This window comes from Stenotrophomonas sp. KH_036_B, assembly GCF_057839485.1.
Genome location: NZ_CM174491.1, coordinates 1667850 through 1686693, shown reverse-complemented (window position 1 = coordinate 1686693; position 18844 = coordinate 1667850). Strand labels below are relative to the sequence as shown.

The 18844-nt window shown below is 67.5% G+C and carries 19 protein-coding genes; 8 read left to right on the top strand and 11 right to left on the bottom strand.

The window, feature by feature from the left end; translation table 11 throughout:
* Nucleotides 1-28: 28 nt before the first annotated feature.
* The 7 genes from AC3ITN_RS07760 to AC3ITN_RS07730 form a co-directional block, all read right to left on the bottom strand.
* On the bottom strand, nucleotides 29-466 hold the full coding sequence (locus AC3ITN_RS07760) for a hypothetical protein (RefSeq protein ID WP_489392550.1): 438 nt from the start codon (nucleotides 464-466) through the stop codon (nucleotides 29-31).
* Nucleotides 417-665, bottom strand: coding sequence for an FAD assembly factor SdhE (locus tag AC3ITN_RS07755; RefSeq protein WP_489392549.1), 249 nt, complete (start codon nucleotides 663-665; stop codon nucleotides 417-419). Before AC3ITN_RS07755 ends, AC3ITN_RS07760 begins: the two co-directional genes overlap by 50 nt.
* Nucleotides 666-949: 284 nt before the next feature.
* Nucleotides 950-1735, bottom strand: a complete 786-nt coding sequence (locus AC3ITN_RS07750) for a succinate dehydrogenase iron-sulfur subunit (protein WP_489392548.1) — start codon at nucleotides 1733-1735, stop codon at nucleotides 950-952.
* A 163-nt stretch (nucleotides 1736-1898) separates the two neighbouring features.
* Nucleotides 1899-3689 carry a succinate dehydrogenase flavoprotein subunit gene (sdhA, locus tag AC3ITN_RS07745; protein ID WP_313344033.1) on the bottom strand — a complete coding sequence of 597 codons (1791 nt, stop codon included), beginning with the start codon at nucleotides 3687-3689 and terminating at the stop codon, nucleotides 1899-1901.
* Between the two features lie 31 nt (nucleotides 3690-3720).
* Entirely contained in the window at nucleotides 3721-4107 is a 387-nt protein-coding gene (gene sdhD / locus AC3ITN_RS07740; RefSeq protein WP_313344030.1) for a succinate dehydrogenase, hydrophobic membrane anchor protein, read from the bottom strand.
* Entirely contained in the window at nucleotides 4104-4496 is a 393-nt protein-coding gene (sdhC, locus tag AC3ITN_RS07735; RefSeq protein WP_313344027.1) for a succinate dehydrogenase, cytochrome b556 subunit, read from the bottom strand. The genes sdhD and sdhC overlap by 4 nt, the downstream gene beginning before the upstream one ends.
* A 56-nt stretch (nucleotides 4497-4552) precedes the next feature.
* The gene (locus AC3ITN_RS07730; protein WP_313344026.1) at nucleotides 4553-4726 is read right to left on the bottom strand and encodes a DUF1674 domain-containing protein; all 174 of its coding nucleotides are present in this window, start codon (nucleotides 4724-4726) and stop codon (nucleotides 4553-4555) included.
* 39 nt (nucleotides 4727-4765) lie between these two features.
* Between AC3ITN_RS07730 and ygfZ the strand changes: the two genes are divergently transcribed.
* Nucleotides 4766-5629: a CAF17-like 4Fe-4S cluster assembly/insertion protein YgfZ gene (gene ygfZ, locus AC3ITN_RS07725; protein WP_489392547.1), complete on the top strand. Its 864-nt coding sequence runs from the start codon at nucleotides 4766-4768 to the stop codon at nucleotides 5627-5629.
* A 482-nt stretch (nucleotides 5630-6111) separates the two neighbouring features.
* Here the strand turns inward: ygfZ and AC3ITN_RS07720 are convergent, their stop codons facing one another.
* Nucleotides 6112-7206, bottom strand: a complete 1095-nt coding sequence (locus tag AC3ITN_RS07720; protein WP_489392546.1) for an ABC transporter ATP-binding protein — start codon at nucleotides 7204-7206, stop codon at nucleotides 6112-6114.
* 352 nt (nucleotides 7207-7558) lie between these two features.
* Between AC3ITN_RS07720 and zwf the strand changes: the two genes are divergently transcribed.
* From zwf to eda, 5 genes are all read left to right on the top strand, one after another.
* Nucleotides 7559-8998, top strand: a complete 1440-nt coding sequence (gene zwf, locus AC3ITN_RS07715; RefSeq protein WP_489392545.1) for a glucose-6-phosphate dehydrogenase — start codon at nucleotides 7559-7561, stop codon at nucleotides 8996-8998.
* Entirely contained in the window at nucleotides 8995-10002 is a 1008-nt protein-coding gene (glk, locus tag AC3ITN_RS07710) for a glucokinase (protein WP_313344017.1), read from the top strand. Before zwf ends, glk begins: the two co-directional genes overlap by 4 nt.
* A complete protein-coding gene (pgl, locus tag AC3ITN_RS07705; RefSeq protein ID WP_489392544.1) occupies nucleotides 9999-10721 on the top strand; it encodes a 6-phosphogluconolactonase in 723 nt (240 codons plus the stop codon). Before glk ends, pgl begins: the two co-directional genes overlap by 4 nt.
* Nucleotides 10722-10767: 46 nt before the next feature.
* Nucleotides 10768-12684 (top strand): phosphogluconate dehydratase, encoded by a 1917-nt coding sequence (edd, locus tag AC3ITN_RS07700; RefSeq protein ID WP_489392543.1) that lies wholly within the window; start codon nucleotides 10768-10770, stop codon nucleotides 12682-12684.
* Between the two features lie 465 nt (nucleotides 12685-13149).
* Nucleotides 13150-13809 carry a bifunctional 4-hydroxy-2-oxoglutarate aldolase/2-dehydro-3-deoxy-phosphogluconate aldolase gene (gene eda / locus AC3ITN_RS07695; RefSeq protein ID WP_489392542.1) on the top strand — a complete coding sequence of 220 codons (660 nt, stop codon included), beginning with the start codon at nucleotides 13150-13152 and terminating at the stop codon, nucleotides 13807-13809.
* Nucleotides 13810-14069: 260 nt separating this feature from the next.
* Here eda and AC3ITN_RS07690 read toward each other — a convergent pair whose 3' ends face one another.
* The 3 genes from AC3ITN_RS07690 to ispG form a co-directional block, all read right to left on the bottom strand.
* On the bottom strand, nucleotides 14070-14717 hold the full coding sequence (locus AC3ITN_RS07690; RefSeq protein ID WP_313344005.1) for a response regulator: 648 nt from the start codon (nucleotides 14715-14717) through the stop codon (nucleotides 14070-14072).
* A gap of 224 nt (nucleotides 14718-14941) precedes the next feature.
* Nucleotides 14942-15649 carry a phosphatase PAP2 family protein gene (locus AC3ITN_RS07685; protein WP_489392541.1) on the bottom strand — a complete coding sequence of 236 codons (708 nt, stop codon included), beginning with the start codon at nucleotides 15647-15649 and terminating at the stop codon, nucleotides 14942-14944.
* Nucleotides 15630-16895, bottom strand: a complete 1266-nt coding sequence (ispG, locus tag AC3ITN_RS07680; protein ID WP_489392540.1) for a flavodoxin-dependent (E)-4-hydroxy-3-methylbut-2-enyl-diphosphate synthase — start codon at nucleotides 16893-16895, stop codon at nucleotides 15630-15632. Before ispG ends, AC3ITN_RS07685 begins: the two co-directional genes overlap by 20 nt.
* 144 nt (nucleotides 16896-17039) lie before the next feature.
* Between ispG and AC3ITN_RS07675 the strand changes: the two genes are divergently transcribed.
* The gene (locus tag AC3ITN_RS07675) at nucleotides 17040-18266 is read left to right on the top strand and encodes a sensor histidine kinase (protein WP_489392539.1); all 1227 of its coding nucleotides are present in this window, start codon (nucleotides 17040-17042) and stop codon (nucleotides 18264-18266) included.
* A complete protein-coding gene (locus AC3ITN_RS07670; protein ID WP_313343995.1) occupies nucleotides 18263-18841 on the top strand; it encodes a response regulator transcription factor in 579 nt (192 codons plus the stop codon). The genes AC3ITN_RS07675 and AC3ITN_RS07670 overlap by 4 nt, the downstream gene beginning before the upstream one ends.
* The last annotated feature ends 3 nt before the right edge of the window (nucleotides 18842-18844 follow it).

The following is an 18844-nucleotide window of genomic DNA, read 5'->3' as shown; positions in this document are numbered from 1 at the left end:
ACGCCGGAGTATTCGCGCTATGGTGCCATCACGGACGTGAACGCGGAATGGGACGTGCCTGCACGGCCAGTCGCAGTTCACGTCTCAGGGCCGCAGGCAGCGTGTCGGGCCAGAACAGCCGCGCCTGCCGGCGGCCGTGCAGCCGCCAGCGGAGCTGCAGCAGCGCGCCGCGGTCATGCAGCGACAGTGCGTCCACCGGGTGGCCATCGACCAGGGCCGGGGCCGCACCGGCCGGGATGAGGATGGAACAGGGCGACTGTCGTGAGTAACGCCAGCCCTGCAGTGCCGCCCCTGCCCCGGCGAGCAGGCCCACCGGCCAGTGTGCGGCGGCGGGCAGCGCGGTGGCGGTCGCCACCCAGGGCATCAGCAGCGCGAACAGCAGGTGCGCGGCGGCCTGCCAGCGCGAGGGACGCCATTCAAGCCGGCAGGGCGCGGATCCGGGCGATGAGCATGCTGAGCTGGGCATCCGGGCAGGCCTCGTATCCCATGAACCAGCGCCACAATTTATCGTCTTCGCAGTCGAGCAGGCGCAGGAAAACCTCGCGCTCGTCGGTCGGTGCAGTGGCCCATTCGCGGTCGAGATAACGCTCGAACAGCTGGTCGAGCTCGCGCATGCCGCGGCGGCAGCGCCAGCGGAGTTTCTTGAGGAGGGTCTGTTCGTCCATTTTTCCGGGTTTCCAGATGTGGCAAAGCCACGCAGGGCGTGGCTCTACCGGGTTCGATCATTGCACCGCGGACACGCATGGCGTGTCCCTACGCGGGTCGATCACGTAGTGACACGCCATGCGTGTCATCGCGGCGCCGCCCGTAGTGACACGCCATGCGTGTCATCGCGGTGCCGGACCACAACGAAACGCCATGCGTGTCATCGCGGTGCCAGACCACAACGAAACGCCATGCGTGTCATCGCGGCGCCAGAGCGACACGTCAGACGTGTCACCTGATGCCATCAGGCGCGGCGCGCCATCATCAGCTTCTTGATCTCGGCGATCGCAAGTGCCGGGTTCAGGCCCTTCGGGCAGGTCCGGGCGCAGTTCATGATGGTGTGGCAGCGATACAGCTTGAACGGGTCTTCCAGGTCGTCCAGGCGCGCACCGGTGTCTTCGTCGCGCGAGTCGACGATCCAGCGGTAGGCCTGCAGCAGGATCGCCGGGCCCAGGTAACGCTCGCCGTTCCACCAGTAGCTCGGGCAGCTGGTCGAGCAGCACGCGCACAGGATGCACTCGTACAGGCCGTCGAGCTTCTTGCGGTCCTCCGGCGACTGCAGGCGCTCACGGTCCGGCGGCGGCGGGGTCTGGGTGCGGATCCACGGCTTGATCGACGCGTACTGCGCGTAGAAGTGGGTCAGGTCCGGTACCAGGTCCTTGATCACGCTCATGTGCGGCAGCGGGTAGATCGGCACTTCGGCCTTGCCGCAGTCGGCGATGGCGCGGGTGCAGGCCAGCGTGTTGGTGCCGTCGATGTTCATCGCGCACGAACCGCAGATGCCCTCGCGGCACGAACGACGGAAGGTCAGGGTCGGATCGATCTCGTTCTTGATCTTGATCAGCGCGTCCAGGACCATCGGGCCGCAGGCGTCCAGATCGATCTCATACGTATCGGTGCGCGGATTGCTGTCGTCGTCGGGATTCCAGCGGTAGATCTTGAAGGTGCGGGTGTTCTTCGCACCGCTCTGGGCGGGGAAGTGCTTGCCCTTTCCGATCTTGGAATTCTTGGGGAGGGAAAACTCGGCCATGGCTGTTCTCGTTGGCTCAGGCGGCTCGCGCTGCAATGCAGGCGCGGCTGGCTCGGAAGATGAGGAAGTCGACCCCGCCGGCCAGCGGCGCACGCACCACCCCACCCGTGCGGGCGGAGGCGGAAGCAGGCGCTGCGTAGCCGGAGGTCATGCCGCAGGTCTCTCAGTACACGCGCGGCTTGGGCGGGACCACGTCCACGTCCTTGCTCAGCGTGTACATGTGGACCGGGCGGTAGTCGAAGCTGCACTTGCCGTTGTCGTCGACATTGACCAGCGTGTGCTTCTGCCAGTTCACGTCGTCGCGGTCCGGGAAGTCCTCGTGTGCATGCGCACCGCGGCTTTCCTTGCGCTGTTCGGCCGAGTTGATCGTCGCCACCGCGTTGAGCAGCAGGTTGTTCAGCTCGTAGGTTTCGATCAGGTCCGAGTTCCACACCAGCGAACGGTCCGACACCTTGACGTCCTGGAAGGAGTCGAAGATATCGGCCATCTTGGTGCAGCCCTCTTCCAGCGTCTTGCTGGTCCGGAACACCGCCGCGTCGTTCTGCATGGTGCGCTGCATGCGATCGCGGATGACCGAGGTCGGGGTGTCGCCATTGGCGTAGCGCAGCTTGTCCAGCAGGCCCAGCGCCTTGTCGCAGGAATCCGACGCCAGGGTCTTGTGCGGCTGGCCCGGCTTGATGGTGTCGGCGCAGCGGTTGGCCACCGCACGACCGAACACGACCAGGTCGAGCAGCGAGTTGGAGCCCAGGCGGTTGGCGCCGTGCACCGACACGCAGGCCGCTTCGCCGATGGCGTACAGGCCCGGCACCACGGCATCGGGGTTGTCGCCGACCTTGCGCACCACTTCACCGTGGTAGTTGGTCGGGATGCCACCCATGTTGTAGTGCACGGTCGGGATGACCGGGATCGGCTGCTTGTGCACATCCACGCCCGCGAAGATGCGCGCGCTTTCGGCGATGCCCGGCAGCTTGTCGTCGATCACGCCCGGGCCGAGGTGGGTCAGGTCGAGCAGGATGTGGTCCTTGTGCTCGCCGACGCCGCGGCCTTCGCGGATTTCGATGGTCATCGAACGCGACACCACGTCGCGCGACGCCAGGTCCTTGTAATGCGGTGCGTAGCGCTCCATGAAGCGCTCGCCATTGCTGTTGCGCAGGATGCCGCCTTCGCCACGCACGCCTTCGGTGATCAGGCAGCCCGCGCCGTAGATGCCGGTCGGGTGGAACTGCACGAACTCCATGTCCTGCATCGGCAGGCCGGCACGCATGACCAGACCGCCGCCGTCGCCGGTGCAGGTGTGGGCCGAGGTGGCGCTGAAGTAGGCGCGGCCGTAACCGCCGGTAGCCAGCACCACGCCGTGGGCGCGGAACAGGTGCAGCGAGCCGTCGGCCATGTCCAGCGCGAGCACGCCGCGGCAGACGCCTTCCTCATCGAAGATCAGGTCGAGCGCGAAGTACTCGATCATGAAGCGCGCGTTGTGCGCCAGCGACTGCTGGTACAGCGTGTGCAGCATGGCGTGGCCGGTCCGGTCGGCCGCGGCGCAGGTGCGCTGCGCGGACGGGCCTTCGCCGTACTTGGTGGTCATGCCGCCGAACGGGCGCTGGTAGATCTTGCCGTCTTCGGTACGGCTGAACGGCACACCGTAGTGTTCCAGTTCGATGATGGCCGGAATCGCTTCGCGGCACATGTATTCGATGGCGTCCTGGTCACCCAGCCAATCCGAACCCTTGATGGTGTCGAAGAAGTGGTAGCGCCAGTCGTCCTCGCCCATGTTGCCCAGCGCGGCGGAAATACCGCCCTGCGCGGCCACGGTGTGCGAGCGGGTCGGGAAGACCTTGGTCAGGCAGACGGTCTGCAGGCCCTTGGCGGCAAGACCGAACGTGGCGCGCAGACCGGCACCGCCGGCGCCCACCACGACCATGTCGTACTTGTGTTCCGTAATCTTGTAAGCGGACATCTAATCTGGATTCCTGTCTTGGTGCCTGGACTCAGGCAACGCCGAGCGCAATGCGGGCGACCGCAAAAACACTGACGATCGCGCCGAGCACGGCGATGAACTTCACCGTGGTCTGCAGCGCCAGGGCCAGCAGCGAGTTGTGGATGTAGTCTTCCAGCACGACCTGCAGGCCCAGCTGGGCGTGCCAGAACATCGCGACCAGGAAGCCGACCAGCAGCACCGCGTTCCACGGCTTGGACACCGCGTCGGCGGCGGTCACGTAATCGGCGTTGACCAGGCTCAGCACGAAGACCAGGAACCAGATGGTGAGCGGGACCAGCGCGGTGGCGGTCAGGCGCTGCACCACGAAGTGCTCGGTGCCGGTCTTGGCGGCACCCAGGCCACGCACGTTCTTCAGCGGGGTACGGAACTTGTTCATGCGGCGGCTCCGACGAAGACGTAGGCCCAGACCAGCGCGGTGATCACCAGGCTGGCGATGACCGAGATCCAGCTGCTGCGCACGAAGGCGGGGATGCTGAAGCCGATCGCGAAGTCCTGCGTGATGTGGCGGATGCCGTTGCACAGGTGGTAGGCGAACGACCACGTCCATGCGAACAGGAAGAGCTTTCCATACCAGCTGCCGGCGTGGCCGGTGAAGCAGCTCCAGGATTCAGGACCCATCATCAGGGCCAGCAGGCCGCCGGCGATGATCAAGGCTCCAACAGACAGAAAGATACCGGTCGCTCGATGCAGGATCGAGGTGGCCATCTGAATCTGCCAGCGATACACCTGAAGGTGCGGGGAAAGGGGACGTTCTCTGGCGGCCATTCGCTGGGCTCGTTGTCTCGGCTGGGCGGCAAAATGCCGCGTTGGCTCAATGCTGATCAGAAATCGATGCAGCGTCCGTTTTTTTCCCAGTCTCCATACCGCACCGGATCGAGTCCGCCGCGGCCACCGATTTCCACAGGCGCCACAGGCGTCTGGGCGAGCGGCTGCTCGTCCGGCACCAGCGGAGCTTCAGGTTGGGAATCTGGAGTGGGGGTTGTTTGGCCTATCATGGGTGTTCTCGCAACGCACAAATTTTAGACCCCGTTCACGTGCCTGACAACCTCGCCCTCGATTTCATCGGTTTTCCGCGCCTTTCCGGTCACGCGCTGCTCAGCCTGCGCGGCCCCGAGGCGGCGGTGTTCGCCCATGCCCAGTTCTCCAGCGACGTCACCGCCCTGCCCGTGCGGCATTGGCAGTGGAGCGCCTGGCTGAGCGCCAAGGGCCGCACCCTGGCTGTGTTTCAGCTGTTGCGCGTGGACGAGGAGCACGTGCTGCTGGTGCTGGCTGACGGCGATGCCGATGCGATTGCGTCGCAATTGCAGCGTTTCGTGTTCCGCCGCAAGCTGAAGATCGAGGTCCGGACCGACCTGGTGGTCGCCGGCAGCTTCACTGCGCCGGAAGCGGCATCTGGCGCGGCAATCGCCGTTGCCGATGAGACCCTGGAGCTGGATGTGGGCAGCGACGCGTTGCCCCGCACACTGAAGATCGCCCCGCCGCCCGCCTCCACCGCTGCGGATGACGGCGCCTTTGAACGGGCCTGGCGCCAGTCCGACCTGCGCTATGGGCTGCCGCGGTTGTCGGCCGACCAGCGCGAGCAGTGGACCCCGCAGCAGCTCGGCCTGGACCGGTTGAACGGGTACAGCGTCAAGAAGGGCTGCTATCCCGGCCAGGAGATCGTGGCGCGCACCCATTTCCTGGGCAAGGCCAAACGTGCGTTGCAGCTGCTGCGGGTGGCCGACGGCACCGCGAGCGGCGCGCAGGTGCAGCAGAACGGTGCGGCCATCGGCACGGTGGCCAGCGTGGCGGGCGACCTGGCGTTGGCGGTGTTGCCGCTGGAGATGGCCGAGGGCGCCCTGAGCGTTGGCGGCGTTGAAGCCCATGGCGTTCCGTTGCTGGACGGCCTGGCCCGCTAGCCCAGCCGGGCGCTTCGTGCAGCCACGCAGGGCGTGGCTCTACCGATCATCAACCAACCCGACGTAGAGCCACGCCCTGCGTGGCTGCGTGGTGTCGGCACCACGCGAAGTGACACGCCCTGCGTGTCAACGCCATGCCGAACGAAGCCAATCTCCGTAGAGCCACGCCCTGCGTGGCTGCGCGGTGTCGGCACCACGCGGAGTGACACGCCCTGCGTGTCAACGCCATGCCGAACGAAGCCAATCTCCGTAGAGCCACGCCCTGCGTGGCTGCGTGGTGTCGGCACCACGCGAAGTGACACGCCCTGCGTGTCAACGCCATGCCGAACGAAGCCAATCTCCGTAGAGCCACGCCCTGCGTGGCTGCGCGGTGTCGGCACCACGCGGAGTGACACGCCCTGCGTGTCAACGCCATGCCGAACGAAGCCAATCTCCGTAGAGCCACGCCCTGCGTGGCTGCGCGGTGTCGGCACCACGACGCATCACGCGTCGTGATTCAACCGCTCGCCGGATTCGGCGTCGAAGAAATGCAGCCCCTGCGGCTGGATCGCCACGCGGATCGACTCGCCTACGGCCGGCAAGGCCTGCGGGGCCACGCGCATCACCAGCGCCTGCTGGCCATGGCGCATGTTGACGAAGATCTCGTTGCCGACCGGCTCGATGCCTTCGATGCTCGCCTCGAAGGCGGTGGCCTCGCCGGCCGCCGCCGGCTGCAGGTGCTCCGGGCGCACGCCCACGGCCACCGTGCGGCCGATCCAGGCCGGGTCGATCGTGGCCGCACCCAGCGGCGCGCGCAGCGATGCCTCCTGGACCACGACGCCGTCGCCATCGCGCTCCAGGGCGCCGCGCAGCACGTTCATCGCGGGACTGCCGAGGAAGCCGGCCACGAACAGGTTGGCCGGCCGGTCGTACAGCGCCATGGGCGTGTCGATCTGCTGGATCACACCATCCTTGAGCACCACGATGCGCTGGCCGAGGGTCATCGCCTCGACCTGGTCATGGGTCACGTAGATCATTGTCGTGCCGAGCTTGCGGTGCAGCTGGGCGATTTCGGTACGGACACTGTGGCGCAGCTTGGCGTCCAGGTTGGACAGCGGCTCGTCGAGCAGGAACACCGCCGGTTCGCGCACCAGCGCGCGGCCCAGTGCCACGCGCTGACGCTGGCCGCCGGACATCGCCTTGGGCAGCTTGTCGAGCATCTCGGTCAGGCCCAGCGTCTGTGCCGCATCGTTGACGCGCTTGGCGATGGTGGCCTTGTCGTGGCCACGCAGCTTCAGCCCGAAGGCCAGGTTCTCGGCCACGGTCATATGCGGGTACAGCGCATAGCTCTGGAACACCATGGCGATGTCGCGATCCTTGGGCGCCACGTCGTTGACCACGCGGTCACCGATGGTCAGCGTGCCGCCACTGATCTCTTCCAGGCCAGCGACCATGCGCAGCAGGGTCGACTTGCCACACCCCGACGGCCCCACCAGGACCATCAACTCGCCATCGGCCACTTCGAAGGTCGCACCCTGAACAGCCACCTGGCCGTTGTCGTAGACCTTGCGTACGCCCTGCAACTGCACTTTTGCCATATCACCCATTCCAGTCCGCCCGCTGCCGGGCTGTTGTGCGGAACTGCCTTCGGCCCTCCCGATGGCAGGTCGATGGCGTGGTGCCGCATGACGACGACCACTGCAATCGAATACAGTCTGTCCATTCTGCCATGTAAACGTTTTCACGTGGCAGTATTCAATGATCGGTCATGACCGCGTGGCATCAAGGGAAGCACATTCTCCCGATGGGCCCGTGACATGCCCCATGATGGGCGGGCCCGTACCTGTTCATGTTGCGTCGCAGCAACACGACAGCACGGCCGGCGAGACCCCCGAGAACATAGACGAGAAGCGATTGACAACGATGTCACCCGGATCTGAAACTCGAGCGATGCACGACACCCTCTTCCTGTTTGGCGCTACTGGCGACCTTGCCCAGCGCTACCTCTTCCCTTCGTTGCTGCGCCTGCTGGGCGACGGACTGCTGCCGGAGGACTTCAAGGTCCGCGCACTGGCCCTGTCCCCGCATGACACCGACGCGTTCCGCGACATCCTGCGTCCGCGCCTGCAGCAGGCGATGCCGGCGGCCAGCCAGGACGACATCCAGTCGCTGCTGTCGCGTATCGATTACCGCTCGGTCGACCTGCGCAATCCGGAATCGGTGGCCGAATCGGTCAGCGACCTGGTCGACCGCCACTGCGTGAGCTACCTCGCCATTCCACCGGGCCTCTACATCTCCACCTGCGAAGGCCTGGCCAAGGGCGGCGCGCTGGCGGCCCCGCACCGGCTGATGCTGGAGAAGCCGATCGGCAGCGACAGCGCCAGCGCCGAGGAGATCATCTCCACCATCGGCCAGTGGATCGACGAAGACCGCGTGTTCCGCCTGGACCACTACCTGGGCAAGGCCGCGGTGCAGAACCTGATCGCGCTGCGCTTCGGCAACACGCTGCTCGAGGCGGTGTGGAACCGCAACTACATCGAATCGGTGCACATCCTGGTCGCCGAGAGCGAAGGCGTGGATGGCCGCGATGCCTACTACGCCCGGTCCGGCGCACTGCGCGACATGGTCCAGAGCCACATCCTGCAGCTGCTGTGCCTGGTGGCGATGGAGCCGCCGGCCTCGCTGGAAGCCGACCGCATCCGCGACGAGAAGGTCAAGGTGCTGCGCGCCCTGCGCCCGCTCGATGCCAGGCACGCCGCGCGTGACAGCGTCCGCGGCCGTTACACCGCCGGCACCATCAACGGCCAGCCCGCGCAGGCCTACCAGCCGCCGGAAGGCAGCGACGTGGAAACCTTCGCCGGGGTCACCGCGCACATCGACAACTGGCGCTGGTCCGGCGTGCCGTTCCACCTGGTCACCGGCAAGCGCCTGGCCGAGCGCACCACGCGCGTGGTGGTCACACTCAAGCCGGTCACGCATTGGCTGTTCGAACGCCCGGACCGCGGCAATGCCACGCCGAACCGCATCACCTTCCAGCTGCAGCCGCAGGAAAACATCGAGCTGGGCCTGATGAGCAGCCTGGCCGGCCCGGAATGGGGTGCGCTGGAACTGCATCCGCTGGAGCTGGAGCTGTCGGTACCGACCGGCCTGCACCGGCGCATCGCTTACGAACGCCTGTTCCTGGACGCCTTCAACGGCAACCATGCGCTGTTCGTGCGCGACGATGAAGTGCGCGCGGCCTGGGCCTGGATCGACAGCGTCAGCGATGCCTGGAAGGAAGCGAAGCTGCCGTTGCAGCCCTACCCGGCCGGCGTGTGGGGCCCCGAGGAAGCCCTGGGCTTCCTGCCTGCTGACGTGGATGCCGACGCTGGCCGCAAGGATCCGGCATGACGGTGTTGACGCAACCGGCGCTGGTCGCCGACATCGGTGGCACCAACGCACGCTTCGCGCTGGCCGACACCAGCCTTGCCGCGCCGCTGCTGCCGGACAGCATCCGCGAATTCGGGGTGGCCGACTTCCCGTCGCTCGGCGAGGCCGCGCGCCACTACCTGGAGCAGATCGGCGCCGAGGCGCGCCGCGGCGTGTTCGCCGTGGCCGGCCGCGTGGATGGCGATGAAGCACGCATCACCAATCATCCGTGGGTGATTTCGCGGGCACGCACCGCGCACATGCTGGGCTTCGACCAGCTGCACCTGATCAACGACTTCGCCGCGCAGGCCATGGCGATCTCGCTGCTGCAGCCGCAGGACGTGATCCAGGTCGGCGGCGCGGCGTGGGTGCCGGGCAAGCCTGGCCAGCCGCGCAACTATGCGGTCATCGGCCCGGGCACCGGGCTGGGCGTGGGCGGGTTGATCCTGCGTCATGGCCGCTGCTATCCGCTGGAAACCGAGGGCGGCCACGTCAGCTTCCCGCCGGGCACGCCGGAGGAGATCCGCATCCTGGAGATCCTCTCGGAACAGTTCGGCCGGGTCTCCAACGAGCGCCTGATCTGCGGACCGGGCCTGGTCAACATCCACCGCGCGGTCTGCGAAATGGCGGGTGTCGATCCGGGCCAGCTGCAGCCGGTCGACGTCACCGCACGCGCCCTGCACGGCGACCCGCAGGCCATGCGCACCGTGGATGTGTTCTGCGCGGTGTTCGGCGCGATCGCCGGCGACCTGGTGCTGATCCAGGGCGCCTGGGACGGCGTCTTCCTGACCGGTGGCCTGGTGCCGAAGATGCTGGATTCGCTGCAGCACTCGGGCTTCCGCCAGCGCTTCGAGCACAAGGGCCGGTTCTCTTCGATCATGGCCCGGGTGCCGTCGCTGGCCGTGATGCATCCGCACGCCGGACTGCTCGGCGCGGCGGCGTACGCCGCCGATATCGAACGTGACCTGCCCGGAGACGCCGCATGAACCTGCTTGAGACTTCCGACCGTTTCACCCTGGTCCGGCACGGCGATGCCGATGCGTGGATCGAGGCGATTGCGGCCGAAATGGCGCAGATCCTCAACTACGACATCGAGACCCACGGCCGCGCACGCATGCTGCTGTCCGGTGGCACGACGCCGGCGCCGGTGTACCAGGCGCTGGCCGAGCTGGACGTGCAGTGGGACCGGGTGGAAGTGAGCCTGGTCGACGAACGCTGGCTGTCGCCGCAGGACCGCGACAGCAACGCATGGCTGGTCCGACAGAGCCTGCTCAATCGTGCCGACGGCGCGCATTTCGACCCGCTGGTGCGGGTCGGCAAGCCCATCACCGAATGCGTGTACACGGCCAACCTGCAGGCGCAGCACACCGAGAAACCCTCAGTGGCGGTGCTGGGCATGGGCAACGATGGCCACACCGCCTCGCTGTTCCCGGGTTCGAAGGACCTGGCCCGCGCACTGGAGAGCACCCTGCCCTACGCGGCGCTGGATGCCACCGGTTGCCCGGGCGCGAACCAGTGGCCGTTGCGTATCACGCTGACGCCGCACGGCCTGCGCCAGTGCCGCCAGCGACTGCTGCTGCTGCGTGGCAAACAGAAGCTGGAAGTGCTGAAGCAGGCACTGGAAAGCAACAACGCACAGCTGTATCCCATCCTCAATGCGATCAACCTGGAGAGCGCCCAGCTGCGCATCCACTGGTGCGACTGAGCCCCTGCCCATGTCGTTGCGTTCGCCTTCTCATAGCCGGTAGCCAATGAGCCTGCACCCCAAACTCCATGCCATCACCGAGCGCATCGTCCAGCGCAGCGCTGCATCGCGCGCCGCGTACCTGGCCGGTATCGACGCTTCCCTGCGCGACGGTCCGTTCCGCTCGCGCCTGAGCTGCGGCAACCTCGCGCACGGTTTCGCCGCCTGCGGCCCGACGGACAAGAGCCGCCTGCGCGGCGGTGTCACGCCGAACCTGGGCATCATCACTGCGTACAACGACATGCTGTCGGCGCACCAGCCGTTCGAGCACTACCCGGACATCCTGCGCGAGACGGCACGTTCGGTGGGCGCCACGGCACAGGTCGCGGGCGGCGTGCCGGCGATGTGCGATGGCGTGACGCAGGGCCGCGGCGGCATGGAGCTGTCGCTGTTCTCGCGCGATGTGATCGCGCAGTCGACGGCGATCGGGCTGAGCCATGACATGTTCGACAGCACGGTCTATCTGGGGGTGTGCGACAAGATCGTGCCGGGGCTGCTGATCGGTGCGCTGGCCTTTGGGCATCTGCCGGCGATCTTCCTGCCGGCCGGTCCGATGACGCCGGGCATTCCGAACAAGCAGAAGGCCGAGGTGCGCGAGCGCTACGCGGCCGGCCAGGCGACGCGGGAGGAGCTGCTGGAAGCCGAGTCGGCGTCCTACCACGGGGCGGGCACGTGCACGTTCTATGGCACGGCCAACTCGAACCAGACGCTGCTGGAGGCGATGGGGGTGCAGCTGCCGGGTGCGTCCTTCGTCAATCCGGACACGCCGCTGCGCGATGCACTCACGCGCCACGCGGCAGTACGTGCGCTGGAGATCTGTGCGCTGGGCGACGACTTCCGACCGCTCGGCCGGTTGATCGACGAGCGGGCGATCGTCAATGCGGTGGTCACGCTGATGGCGACGGGCGGTTCGACCAACCATACGATCCACTGGATCGCGGTGGCACGGGCGGCCGGCATCGTGCTGACGTGGGACGACATGGACCAGCTGTCGCAGCTGGTTCCGCTGCTGGCGCGGGTGTACCCGAACGGGGAAGCGGACGTGAACCGCTTCGCGGCCGCCGGTGGTACGGCCTTCGTGTTCCGTGAGCTGATGGACGCGGGGCTGATGCACGCGGACCTGGTGACGGTGGCGGAAGGCGGAATGCGCCAGTACACGCAGGATCCGGCGCTGCGCGACGGTGGGCTGACGTGGGTCGACGGGATCACGGAGAGTGCGGACCGGGAGGTGGTACGCGGTGTGTCGGAGCCGTTCGAGGCGCAAGGTGGGCTGCGGCTGCTGCGTGGCAACCTGGGCCGTTCGCTGATCAAGCTGTCGGCGGTGAAGCCGCAGTACCGGACGATCGAGGCACCGGCGGTGGTGGTGGATGCGCCGCAGGTGTTGAACAAGCTGCATGCGGCCGGTCTGCTGCCACAGGATTTCGTGGCGGTGGTGCGTTACCAGGGTCCGCGTGCGAACGGGATGCCGGAGCTGCATTCGCTGGCGCCGCTGCTGGGGCTGCTTCAGAACCAGGGGCGGCGCGTGGCGCTGGTGACGGATGGTCGTCTGTCGGGTGCGTCGGGCAAGTTCCCGGCAGCGATCCACATGACGCCGGAAGCATCGCGCGGGGGTCCGCTGGGCAAGCTGCGCGAGGGCGACATGATCCGGCTGGACGGTGAAGCGGGCACGCTGGAAGTGCTGGTGGATGCGGCGGAATGGGCAGCGCGCGCGCTGGCGCCGAACACGGCACCGGCGGCGCACGATCTGGGCCGCAATCTGTTCGCGATGAACCGCCGTCTGGTGGGTCCGGCCGACCAGGGGGCGATCTCGATTTCGTGCGGGCCGGCGGCCGATGACGGCGATATCTGGAATTACGACGCGGAGTACGAGTTGGGGCACGACGCCGAGGCTGCGCTTGCGCCGCATGAGGCGAAGGACGCCTGACGCGTTTCGACGCGGTGGAGCGGCGGAGCGGTAGAGCGGTGGAGCGGCGGTGCGGTAGAGCGGCGATGGGCTTCACTGCGGTGAGGCGGCGGCGGGGTCCCCTCCGGGACACGCCGTGAATACGTCCATGTAGGCTCGTAGAAAACATCCATGTTTTCTACGGTCCCTACGGGGACCCCGCCGCCGCCTCACGACACATTGCGGCGCCTTTGTGGCGTCCGCATGTTGACCAACAGTAGTGCCGGCCGCTGGCCGGCTCCACGCATCGTCTGCTTGATCAGTAGTGCCGGCCGCTGGCCGGCTCCACGCATCGTCTGCTTGATCAGTAGTGCCGGCCGCTGGCCGGCTCCACGCATCGTCTGCTTGACCAACAGTAGTGCCGGCCGCTGGCCGGCTCCACGGATCGTCTGCTCCGGCCGCAAACCGGCCGGAATGCGATTTTCGACTTACGGAAAGGGGTTTTTCATGGCAATTGCCGAACATCAGAAACGCGCTGAAACCTTGCTGCTTGCTGCCGGCATCCTGCCGGTGGTGACGGTGCATACGCTCGACCAGGCGCGCGCGGTCAGCGCGGCGTTGCTGGAAGGTGGCCTGCCGGCCATCGAGCTGACGCTGCGGACGCCGGTGGCGATGGAGGCGCTGGCGATGTTGAAGCGCGAGCTGCCGGATGTGGTGGTGGGTGCGGGCACGGTGCTGACGGTGGAACAGATGCAGCAGTCGATCGATGCGGGCGCGGATTTCCTGGTGACGCCGGGTACGCCGGCGCACATGGCCGATGCGCTGGCGGCGGCACCGCTGCCGGTGGTGCCGGGCGCGGCGTCGCCGACGGAGCTGTTGGCGCTGTACGCGCGCGGGTTCCGGGTGTGCAAGCTGTTCCCGGCCTCGGCGGTGGGCGGGCTGGCGATGATCAAGGGGCTGGCCGGTCCGATTCCGGACCTGAAGCTGTGCCCGACCGGTGGGATCACGGAAACGACGGCGGCGGAGTACCTGGAGCAGAAGAACGTGGTCTGCATCGGCGGCTCGTGGATGGTGCCGGGCAACTGGATCGAGAACGGCGAATGGGACAAGGTGCGCGACAGCGCGGCAGACGCCGCCAAAATCGTCGCGCGTGTCCGGTCGCGCTAGGATTGCGAAGATGGCGCAGCCACGCAGGGCGTGGCTCTACCCAGTTGGAAATCTGTGGTTGGCGATTTGCGATTTGCGGTTCGCGGTTCGCGGTTGTTTTTGACTACGTGATCGTCCTGCGCACGTAACGGTTCGTGGGTCCACGCCGTGCGTGGACACCGCGCGCAGCGCGGCACAAGCATCCGAAGCCGCACAACCCACCGCCCCGCACAACGCTGCCGACGTTTAGCCCAAGACGAAGCGGGTCAGACGCGGCGCGGTCACATCGGCCGCGCCGGATCCACCAATCCGTACTGGCTGGCCATGCGGGCCAGCGCGATGTTGTCGTGGATGCCCATCTTCTCGAACAGGCGCGACTTGTGGGTGTTGACCGTCTTCGCACTCAGGCTCAGGCGCTTGGCGATCTCTTCCTGGCGCAGGCCCTGGGTGAGCAGGAGGGCGACTTCCAGCTCGCGCGCGGACAGGCTGTCGAACGGGGACTGGCTGCCTTCGACGTTGGACAATGCCAGGTTCTGGGCGATGCTGCTGCCAAGGTAACGGCGGCCCAGCGCGGCGTCGCGCACCGCGCGCAGCAGTTCCTGTGCGTCGCAGGCCTTGCCGATGTAGCCGGAGGCGCCGGCTTCAAGCAGGCGCTTGGGCATGGGGCCGTCTTCGAGTACGGAGACGATCACCACGCGGGTGCCATGGTCGCCACGCACGACGCGTTCGGTGACTTCCATGCCGCTCACGCCGGGCAGGTGCAGGTCACACAGCACGACGTCCGGCCGCAACTGGCGGATCTCGGGCAACGCGTCTTCGCCGGATTCGGCTTCGCCCACGACCTCGATGTCCGTTTCATGGGACAGGATCATCTTCATGCCGGTTCGCACCAGCGCGTGGTCGTCCACCAGATACACTCGAATCGTCATCCACGCACCTCTTCCAAACGCTGCAATCGGGGGCAAGCCTAGTCGCGGGGTCCTGCGTTAACAAGGAAGATCGCACCTTCCCGGCGTGTTCTGCTCCGCACGTCACACGCATTCAGCACGGCCCGTTCCCCAAGCCTTTCACCCCAAGCTGTATCGGTTTATTGGACCTATCGTGGTCCGCGGAAACCCATGCCGCTTCCGGCCTGCTTCCCGCGCGGCCGGTCTCAGTGCCGGCTGCGCCAGGGATGGCGGCGCCGGAACATCACCAGGAAGCACCCTACCACCCAAACCAGCGCGGCACACCATCCGGCCAGGATGTCGGACGGGTAATGCACGCCCAGGTAGATGCGCGAGAGGCTCACCGAACCGGCGAACAGGACCGCGAAGGCCACTGCCGGCCAGCGCCAGCGGGTATTCCAGGCCAGCAGCACGACCACGGCGGCGAGGGTCATCGAACCCATGGCATGGCCGCTGGGGAAGCTGTAGGTGCTTTCCGGGGCGATCGACTCCCACAGGCTCGGCCGGTCGCGCTGGAAGAACTGCTTGCTGCCCAGGTTGAGCAGCGCCGAGCCGGCGAAGCTGAGCGCGGCGAAGCTGGCCTCGCGCCAGCGCCGGCGCAGCAGCAGGGCCGCCACGATCAGGATGTCGGCGGGAATCACGCCCCACTGGTAGCCGATCTTCGAGATCAGGACGAAGGCCGCGTCCAGGCTGGGCCGGGCCACGGCATGCATCTTCCAGAGCAGCGGCGCGTCGAAATAGAACGCCTCCAGCTCGTGGACTTCGTCGGCCAGGGCCACGAAGCCGGCCAGCGGCAACAGCACGCCGGCGAACAGCAGCACGAAGCGCCAGGCGTTGTGGGCCATCCAGTGGCGGAATCCGGCGGCCGGCTCCGGGCTGGCCAGCACCGTGGGCTTATCCGATGCTTCGGACATACGTGCGTTCGACGTAATCGTCGATCAGCGCCACGAACTCCTGGGCGATGTTGTCGCCGCGCAGCGTCACGGTCTTTTCGCCATCGACGAACACGGGCGCGGCCGGCGTTTCACCGGTGCCGGGCAACGAGATGCCGATGTTGGCGTGGCGCGATTCACCCGGCCCGTTGACGATGCAGCCCATCACCGCCAGGGTCATGTTTTCCGCGCCGGGATGGCTCACCTTCCATTCCGGCATCTTTCCGCGCACGTGGTTCTGCACGACCTTGGCCAGCTCCTGGAAGAACTCGGAGGTGGTGCGGCCGCAGCCCGGGCACGCGGTGACCAGCGGGGTGAAGGCACGCTGGCCGGTGGTCTGCAGCAGTTCCTGGGCGACGATGACTTCCTGCGTCCGCGACTGGCCCGGTTCCGGGGTCAGCGAAATGCGGATGGTGTCGCCGATGCCTTCCTGCAGCAGCACCGCCAGCGCCGCCGACGAGGCGACGATGCCCTTGCTGCCGATGCCGGCCTCGGTCAGGCCCAGGTGCAGGGCGAAGTCCGAACGCTGGGCCAGGTCGCGGTACACCGCGATGAGTTCCTGCACGCCGCTGACCTTGGCCGACAGCACGATGCGATCGCGCGGCAGGCCCAGCTCGACGGCGGTATGCGCCGAATCCAGCGCGGAGCGGATCAACGCCTCGCGCAGCACCCGGCCGGCGTCCCACGGCACATCGCGCCTGCTGTTCTCATCCATCAGGCGCGCGGCCAGGGACTGGTCCAGCGAGCCCCAGTTGGCACCGATGCGCACCGGCTTGTCATAGCGGATCGCAAACTCGATCAGCTGGGCGAACTGGGTGTCTTTCTTCTTGCCGAAGCCGACGTTGCCGGGATTGATCCGGTACTTGGCCAGCGCCTCGGCGCAGGCCGGTTCCTGGGTCAGCAGCTGGTGGCCGTTGTAGTGGAAATCGCCGATCAGGGGGACGTCGATCCCCATCATCTGCAGCTTTTCCACGATGCGCGGGATGGCCGCGGCCGATTCCGGGTTGTTGACGGTCAGGCGCACCATTTCCGACCCGGCCCGCCACAGCTCGGCGACCTGCTTCACGCTGGACGCCACGTCGGCGGTGTCGGTGTTGGTCATCGACTGGACCACCACGGGCTTGCCCCCCCCCACGACCACGCCGCCGATGCGGACGGCCTGGGTCTGGCGACGGGCCCACACGGTGGTGTCGGACGGTTGGGTAGGTTGGCTGACGGCGTCGTGCATCCCGGTATTTTAGCGCGCGCCGGGCACCGGCGCGCGCGGGTAGGTGCCGACCGTTGGTCGGTACTCATCTCGGGCGGCAACCTATCCCCCGATGCGGCCGATTGTCGCAGGCGTACAGGCGCGCGAGCGCATACGATGGGCGTGATGACCGGCCAAGACGCTCCTTTCCTCCGCACCCTGTGCAGCCTGCGCTGGCTGGCCGTGGGTGGCCAGGCGGCCACCATCCTGGTCGCCACGTGGGTACTGGGGTTGGAACTGCCGCCGCTGCCGCTGTGGGCCGGTGTGGCCGCGCTGGCCCTGTTCAACCTGTACGCGCAGCTGCGCGTGCACGACGCCGATACCGCCCCGGTGACTGCGTTCGGGCACATCCTGGTGGACGTCGCCGTGCTCACCTGGATGGTGGCGTGGAGCGGCGGCGTGGCCAATCCGTTCGGCTCGCTGTTCCTGATCCTGATCGCCCTGGCCGCGCTCGCACTGCCGCTGCGCTGGACGCTGGCCGTGGCGGCGGCGTGCCTGATCGGCTATGCGATCAGCGGCATCTTCGGGCTGCCCCTGCCCGCCGGCTACTTCACGGCGATGCAGATGCACCAGTGGGGCGTGGTGTGCAATTTCCTGCTGTCGGCCACGGTGGTGCTGGTGTTCGCCACGCGGCTGGCGATCGCACTGCGCAGGCGCGAACACGAGCTGTCGTTGCTGCGCGAGCGTTTCGTGCGCAACGAAGGCATCGTCGCCCTGGCCACCCATGCCGCGTCGGTGGCGCACGAGCTCAATACCCCGCTGGCGACCATGACCCTGCTCGCCGACGACATCGCCGACCAGACCGACAGCCCGGAACTGCGCGACGACGTGGACACGCTGCGCGAACTGCTCGTGCAATGCCGCGAACGCGTGCTGGCGCTGGCCCGCCCCGCTGCCGGCCAGGCGCCGGGACGCGATTCGGTGACCCTGCCGCAGGTGCTGGAACAGTGGCGGCTGGTGCGCCCGACCATCACCCTCAAACGCAACGACGACGCGCCGCTGCAGCTGCCGCTCGATCCCGGCATCGGCCACCTGCTCATGGTGCTGCTCAACAACGCCGCCGACGCCGGCGAACAGGCCGAACGGCCGCAGGTCGACCTGACGCTGCGCATCGAGGGCCACGACCTGATCGGCGAGGTGCGCGATTACGGCCGCGGTTTCGACGCGCGCGATGCGGTGCTGCCCGGCACCCTGTTCAACAGCGGCAAGACCCAGGGGATGGGCGTCGGCCTGGCCCTGTCCCACGCCACCATCGAGCGCCTGGACGGCGAGCTGTGGATGCGCCCGGCGCAGGGCGCCGGTACCCGCGTCGGCTTCCGCCTGCCCCTGGCCTCACCGGAGACTTCCGCATGACCACCCCCGCCCTCCCCGCCGCCAGCCATGGCCTGCTGGTCGATGACGACGAACTGTACCTGCGCACGCTGCAGCGCAGCCTGGCCCGCAAGGGCCTGGAGACCGTGACGGCCAGCGACACCGCCTCGGCGCTGCTGCTGGCCCGCCAGCAACCGCCGGCGTATGCGCTGATCGACCTGAAACTGGGCTCGGAATCGGGGCTGTCACTGATCCAGCCGCTGCGTGCGCTGCGCGAAGACATGCGCATCCTGCTGGTGACCGGCTACGCCAGCATTGCCACCGCGGTGGAGGCGATCAAGCTCGGCGCCGACGACTACCTGCCCAAGCCCGCCACGGTGCCGATGATCCTGCGTGCGCTGGGCGAGGAAGACGACGGCCCGGCCGACGACGGCGACATGGAGCCGCCGGATGCGATGACTCCGATCAGCCGCCTGCAGTGGGAACACATCCAGCAGGCCATGCACGAGACCGGCGGCAACGTGTCGGCCGCCGCGCGCCTGCTCGGCATGCACCGGCGTTCGCTGCAGCGCAAGCTGGCCAAGCGGCCGAGTCCGGAACGCGACCCGAGCCGCTGAGCC

Bases quoted from the DNA above. Each gene is read 5' to 3' on its own strand.
- zwf (WP_489392545.1), top strand. From the start codon at position 7,559: ATGCACGACACCCTCTTCCTGTTTGGCGCTACTGGCGACCTTGCCCAG.
- sdhD (WP_313344030.1), bottom strand. From the start codon at position 4,107: ATGAACAAGTTCCGTACCCCGCTGAAGAACGTGCGTGGCCTGGGTGCC.
- sdhA (WP_313344033.1), bottom strand. From the start codon at position 3,689: ATGTCCGCTTACAAGATTACGGAACACAAGTACGACATGGTCGTGGTG.
- AC3ITN_RS07690 (WP_313344005.1), bottom strand. From the start codon at position 14,717: ATGACGATTCGAGTGTATCTGGTGGACGACCACGCGCTGGTGCGAACC.
- AC3ITN_RS07675 (WP_489392539.1), top strand. From the start codon at position 17,040: ATGACCGGCCAAGACGCTCCTTTCCTCCGCACCCTGTGCAGCCTGCGC.
- eda (WP_489392542.1), top strand. From the start codon at position 13,150: ATGGCAATTGCCGAACATCAGAAACGCGCTGAAACCTTGCTGCTTGCT.
- glk (WP_313344017.1), top strand. From the start codon at position 8,995: ATGACGGTGTTGACGCAACCGGCGCTGGTCGCCGACATCGGTGGCACC.
- ispG (WP_489392540.1), bottom strand. From the start codon at position 16,895: ATGCACGACGCCGTCAGCCAACCTACCCAACCGTCCGACACCACCGTG.
- sdhC (WP_313344027.1), bottom strand. From the start codon at position 4,496: ATGGCCGCCAGAGAACGTCCCCTTTCCCCGCACCTTCAGGTGTATCGC.
- AC3ITN_RS07670 (WP_313343995.1), top strand. From the start codon at position 18,263: ATGACCACCCCCGCCCTCCCCGCCGCCAGCCATGGCCTGCTGGTCGAT.
- AC3ITN_RS07730 (WP_313344026.1), bottom strand. From the start codon at position 4,726: ATGATAGGCCAAACAACCCCCACTCCAGATTCCCAACCTGAAGCTCCG.
- AC3ITN_RS07685 (WP_489392541.1), bottom strand. From the start codon at position 15,649: ATGTCCGAAGCATCGGATAAGCCCACGGTGCTGGCCAGCCCGGAGCCG.
- edd (WP_489392543.1), top strand. From the start codon at position 10,768: ATGAGCCTGCACCCCAAACTCCATGCCATCACCGAGCGCATCGTCCAG.
- AC3ITN_RS07755 (WP_489392549.1), bottom strand. From the start codon at position 665: ATGGACGAACAGACCCTCCTCAAGAAACTCCGCTGGCGCTGCCGCCGC.
- AC3ITN_RS07760 (WP_489392550.1), bottom strand. From the start codon at position 466: ATGCCCAGCTCAGCATGCTCATCGCCCGGATCCGCGCCCTGCCGGCTT.
- AC3ITN_RS07750 (WP_489392548.1), bottom strand. From the start codon at position 1,735: ATGGCCGAGTTTTCCCTCCCCAAGAATTCCAAGATCGGAAAGGGCAAG.
- pgl (WP_489392544.1), top strand. From the start codon at position 9,999: ATGAACCTGCTTGAGACTTCCGACCGTTTCACCCTGGTCCGGCACGGC.
- AC3ITN_RS07720 (WP_489392546.1), bottom strand. From the start codon at position 7,206: ATGGCAAAAGTGCAGTTGCAGGGCGTACGCAAGGTCTACGACAACGGC.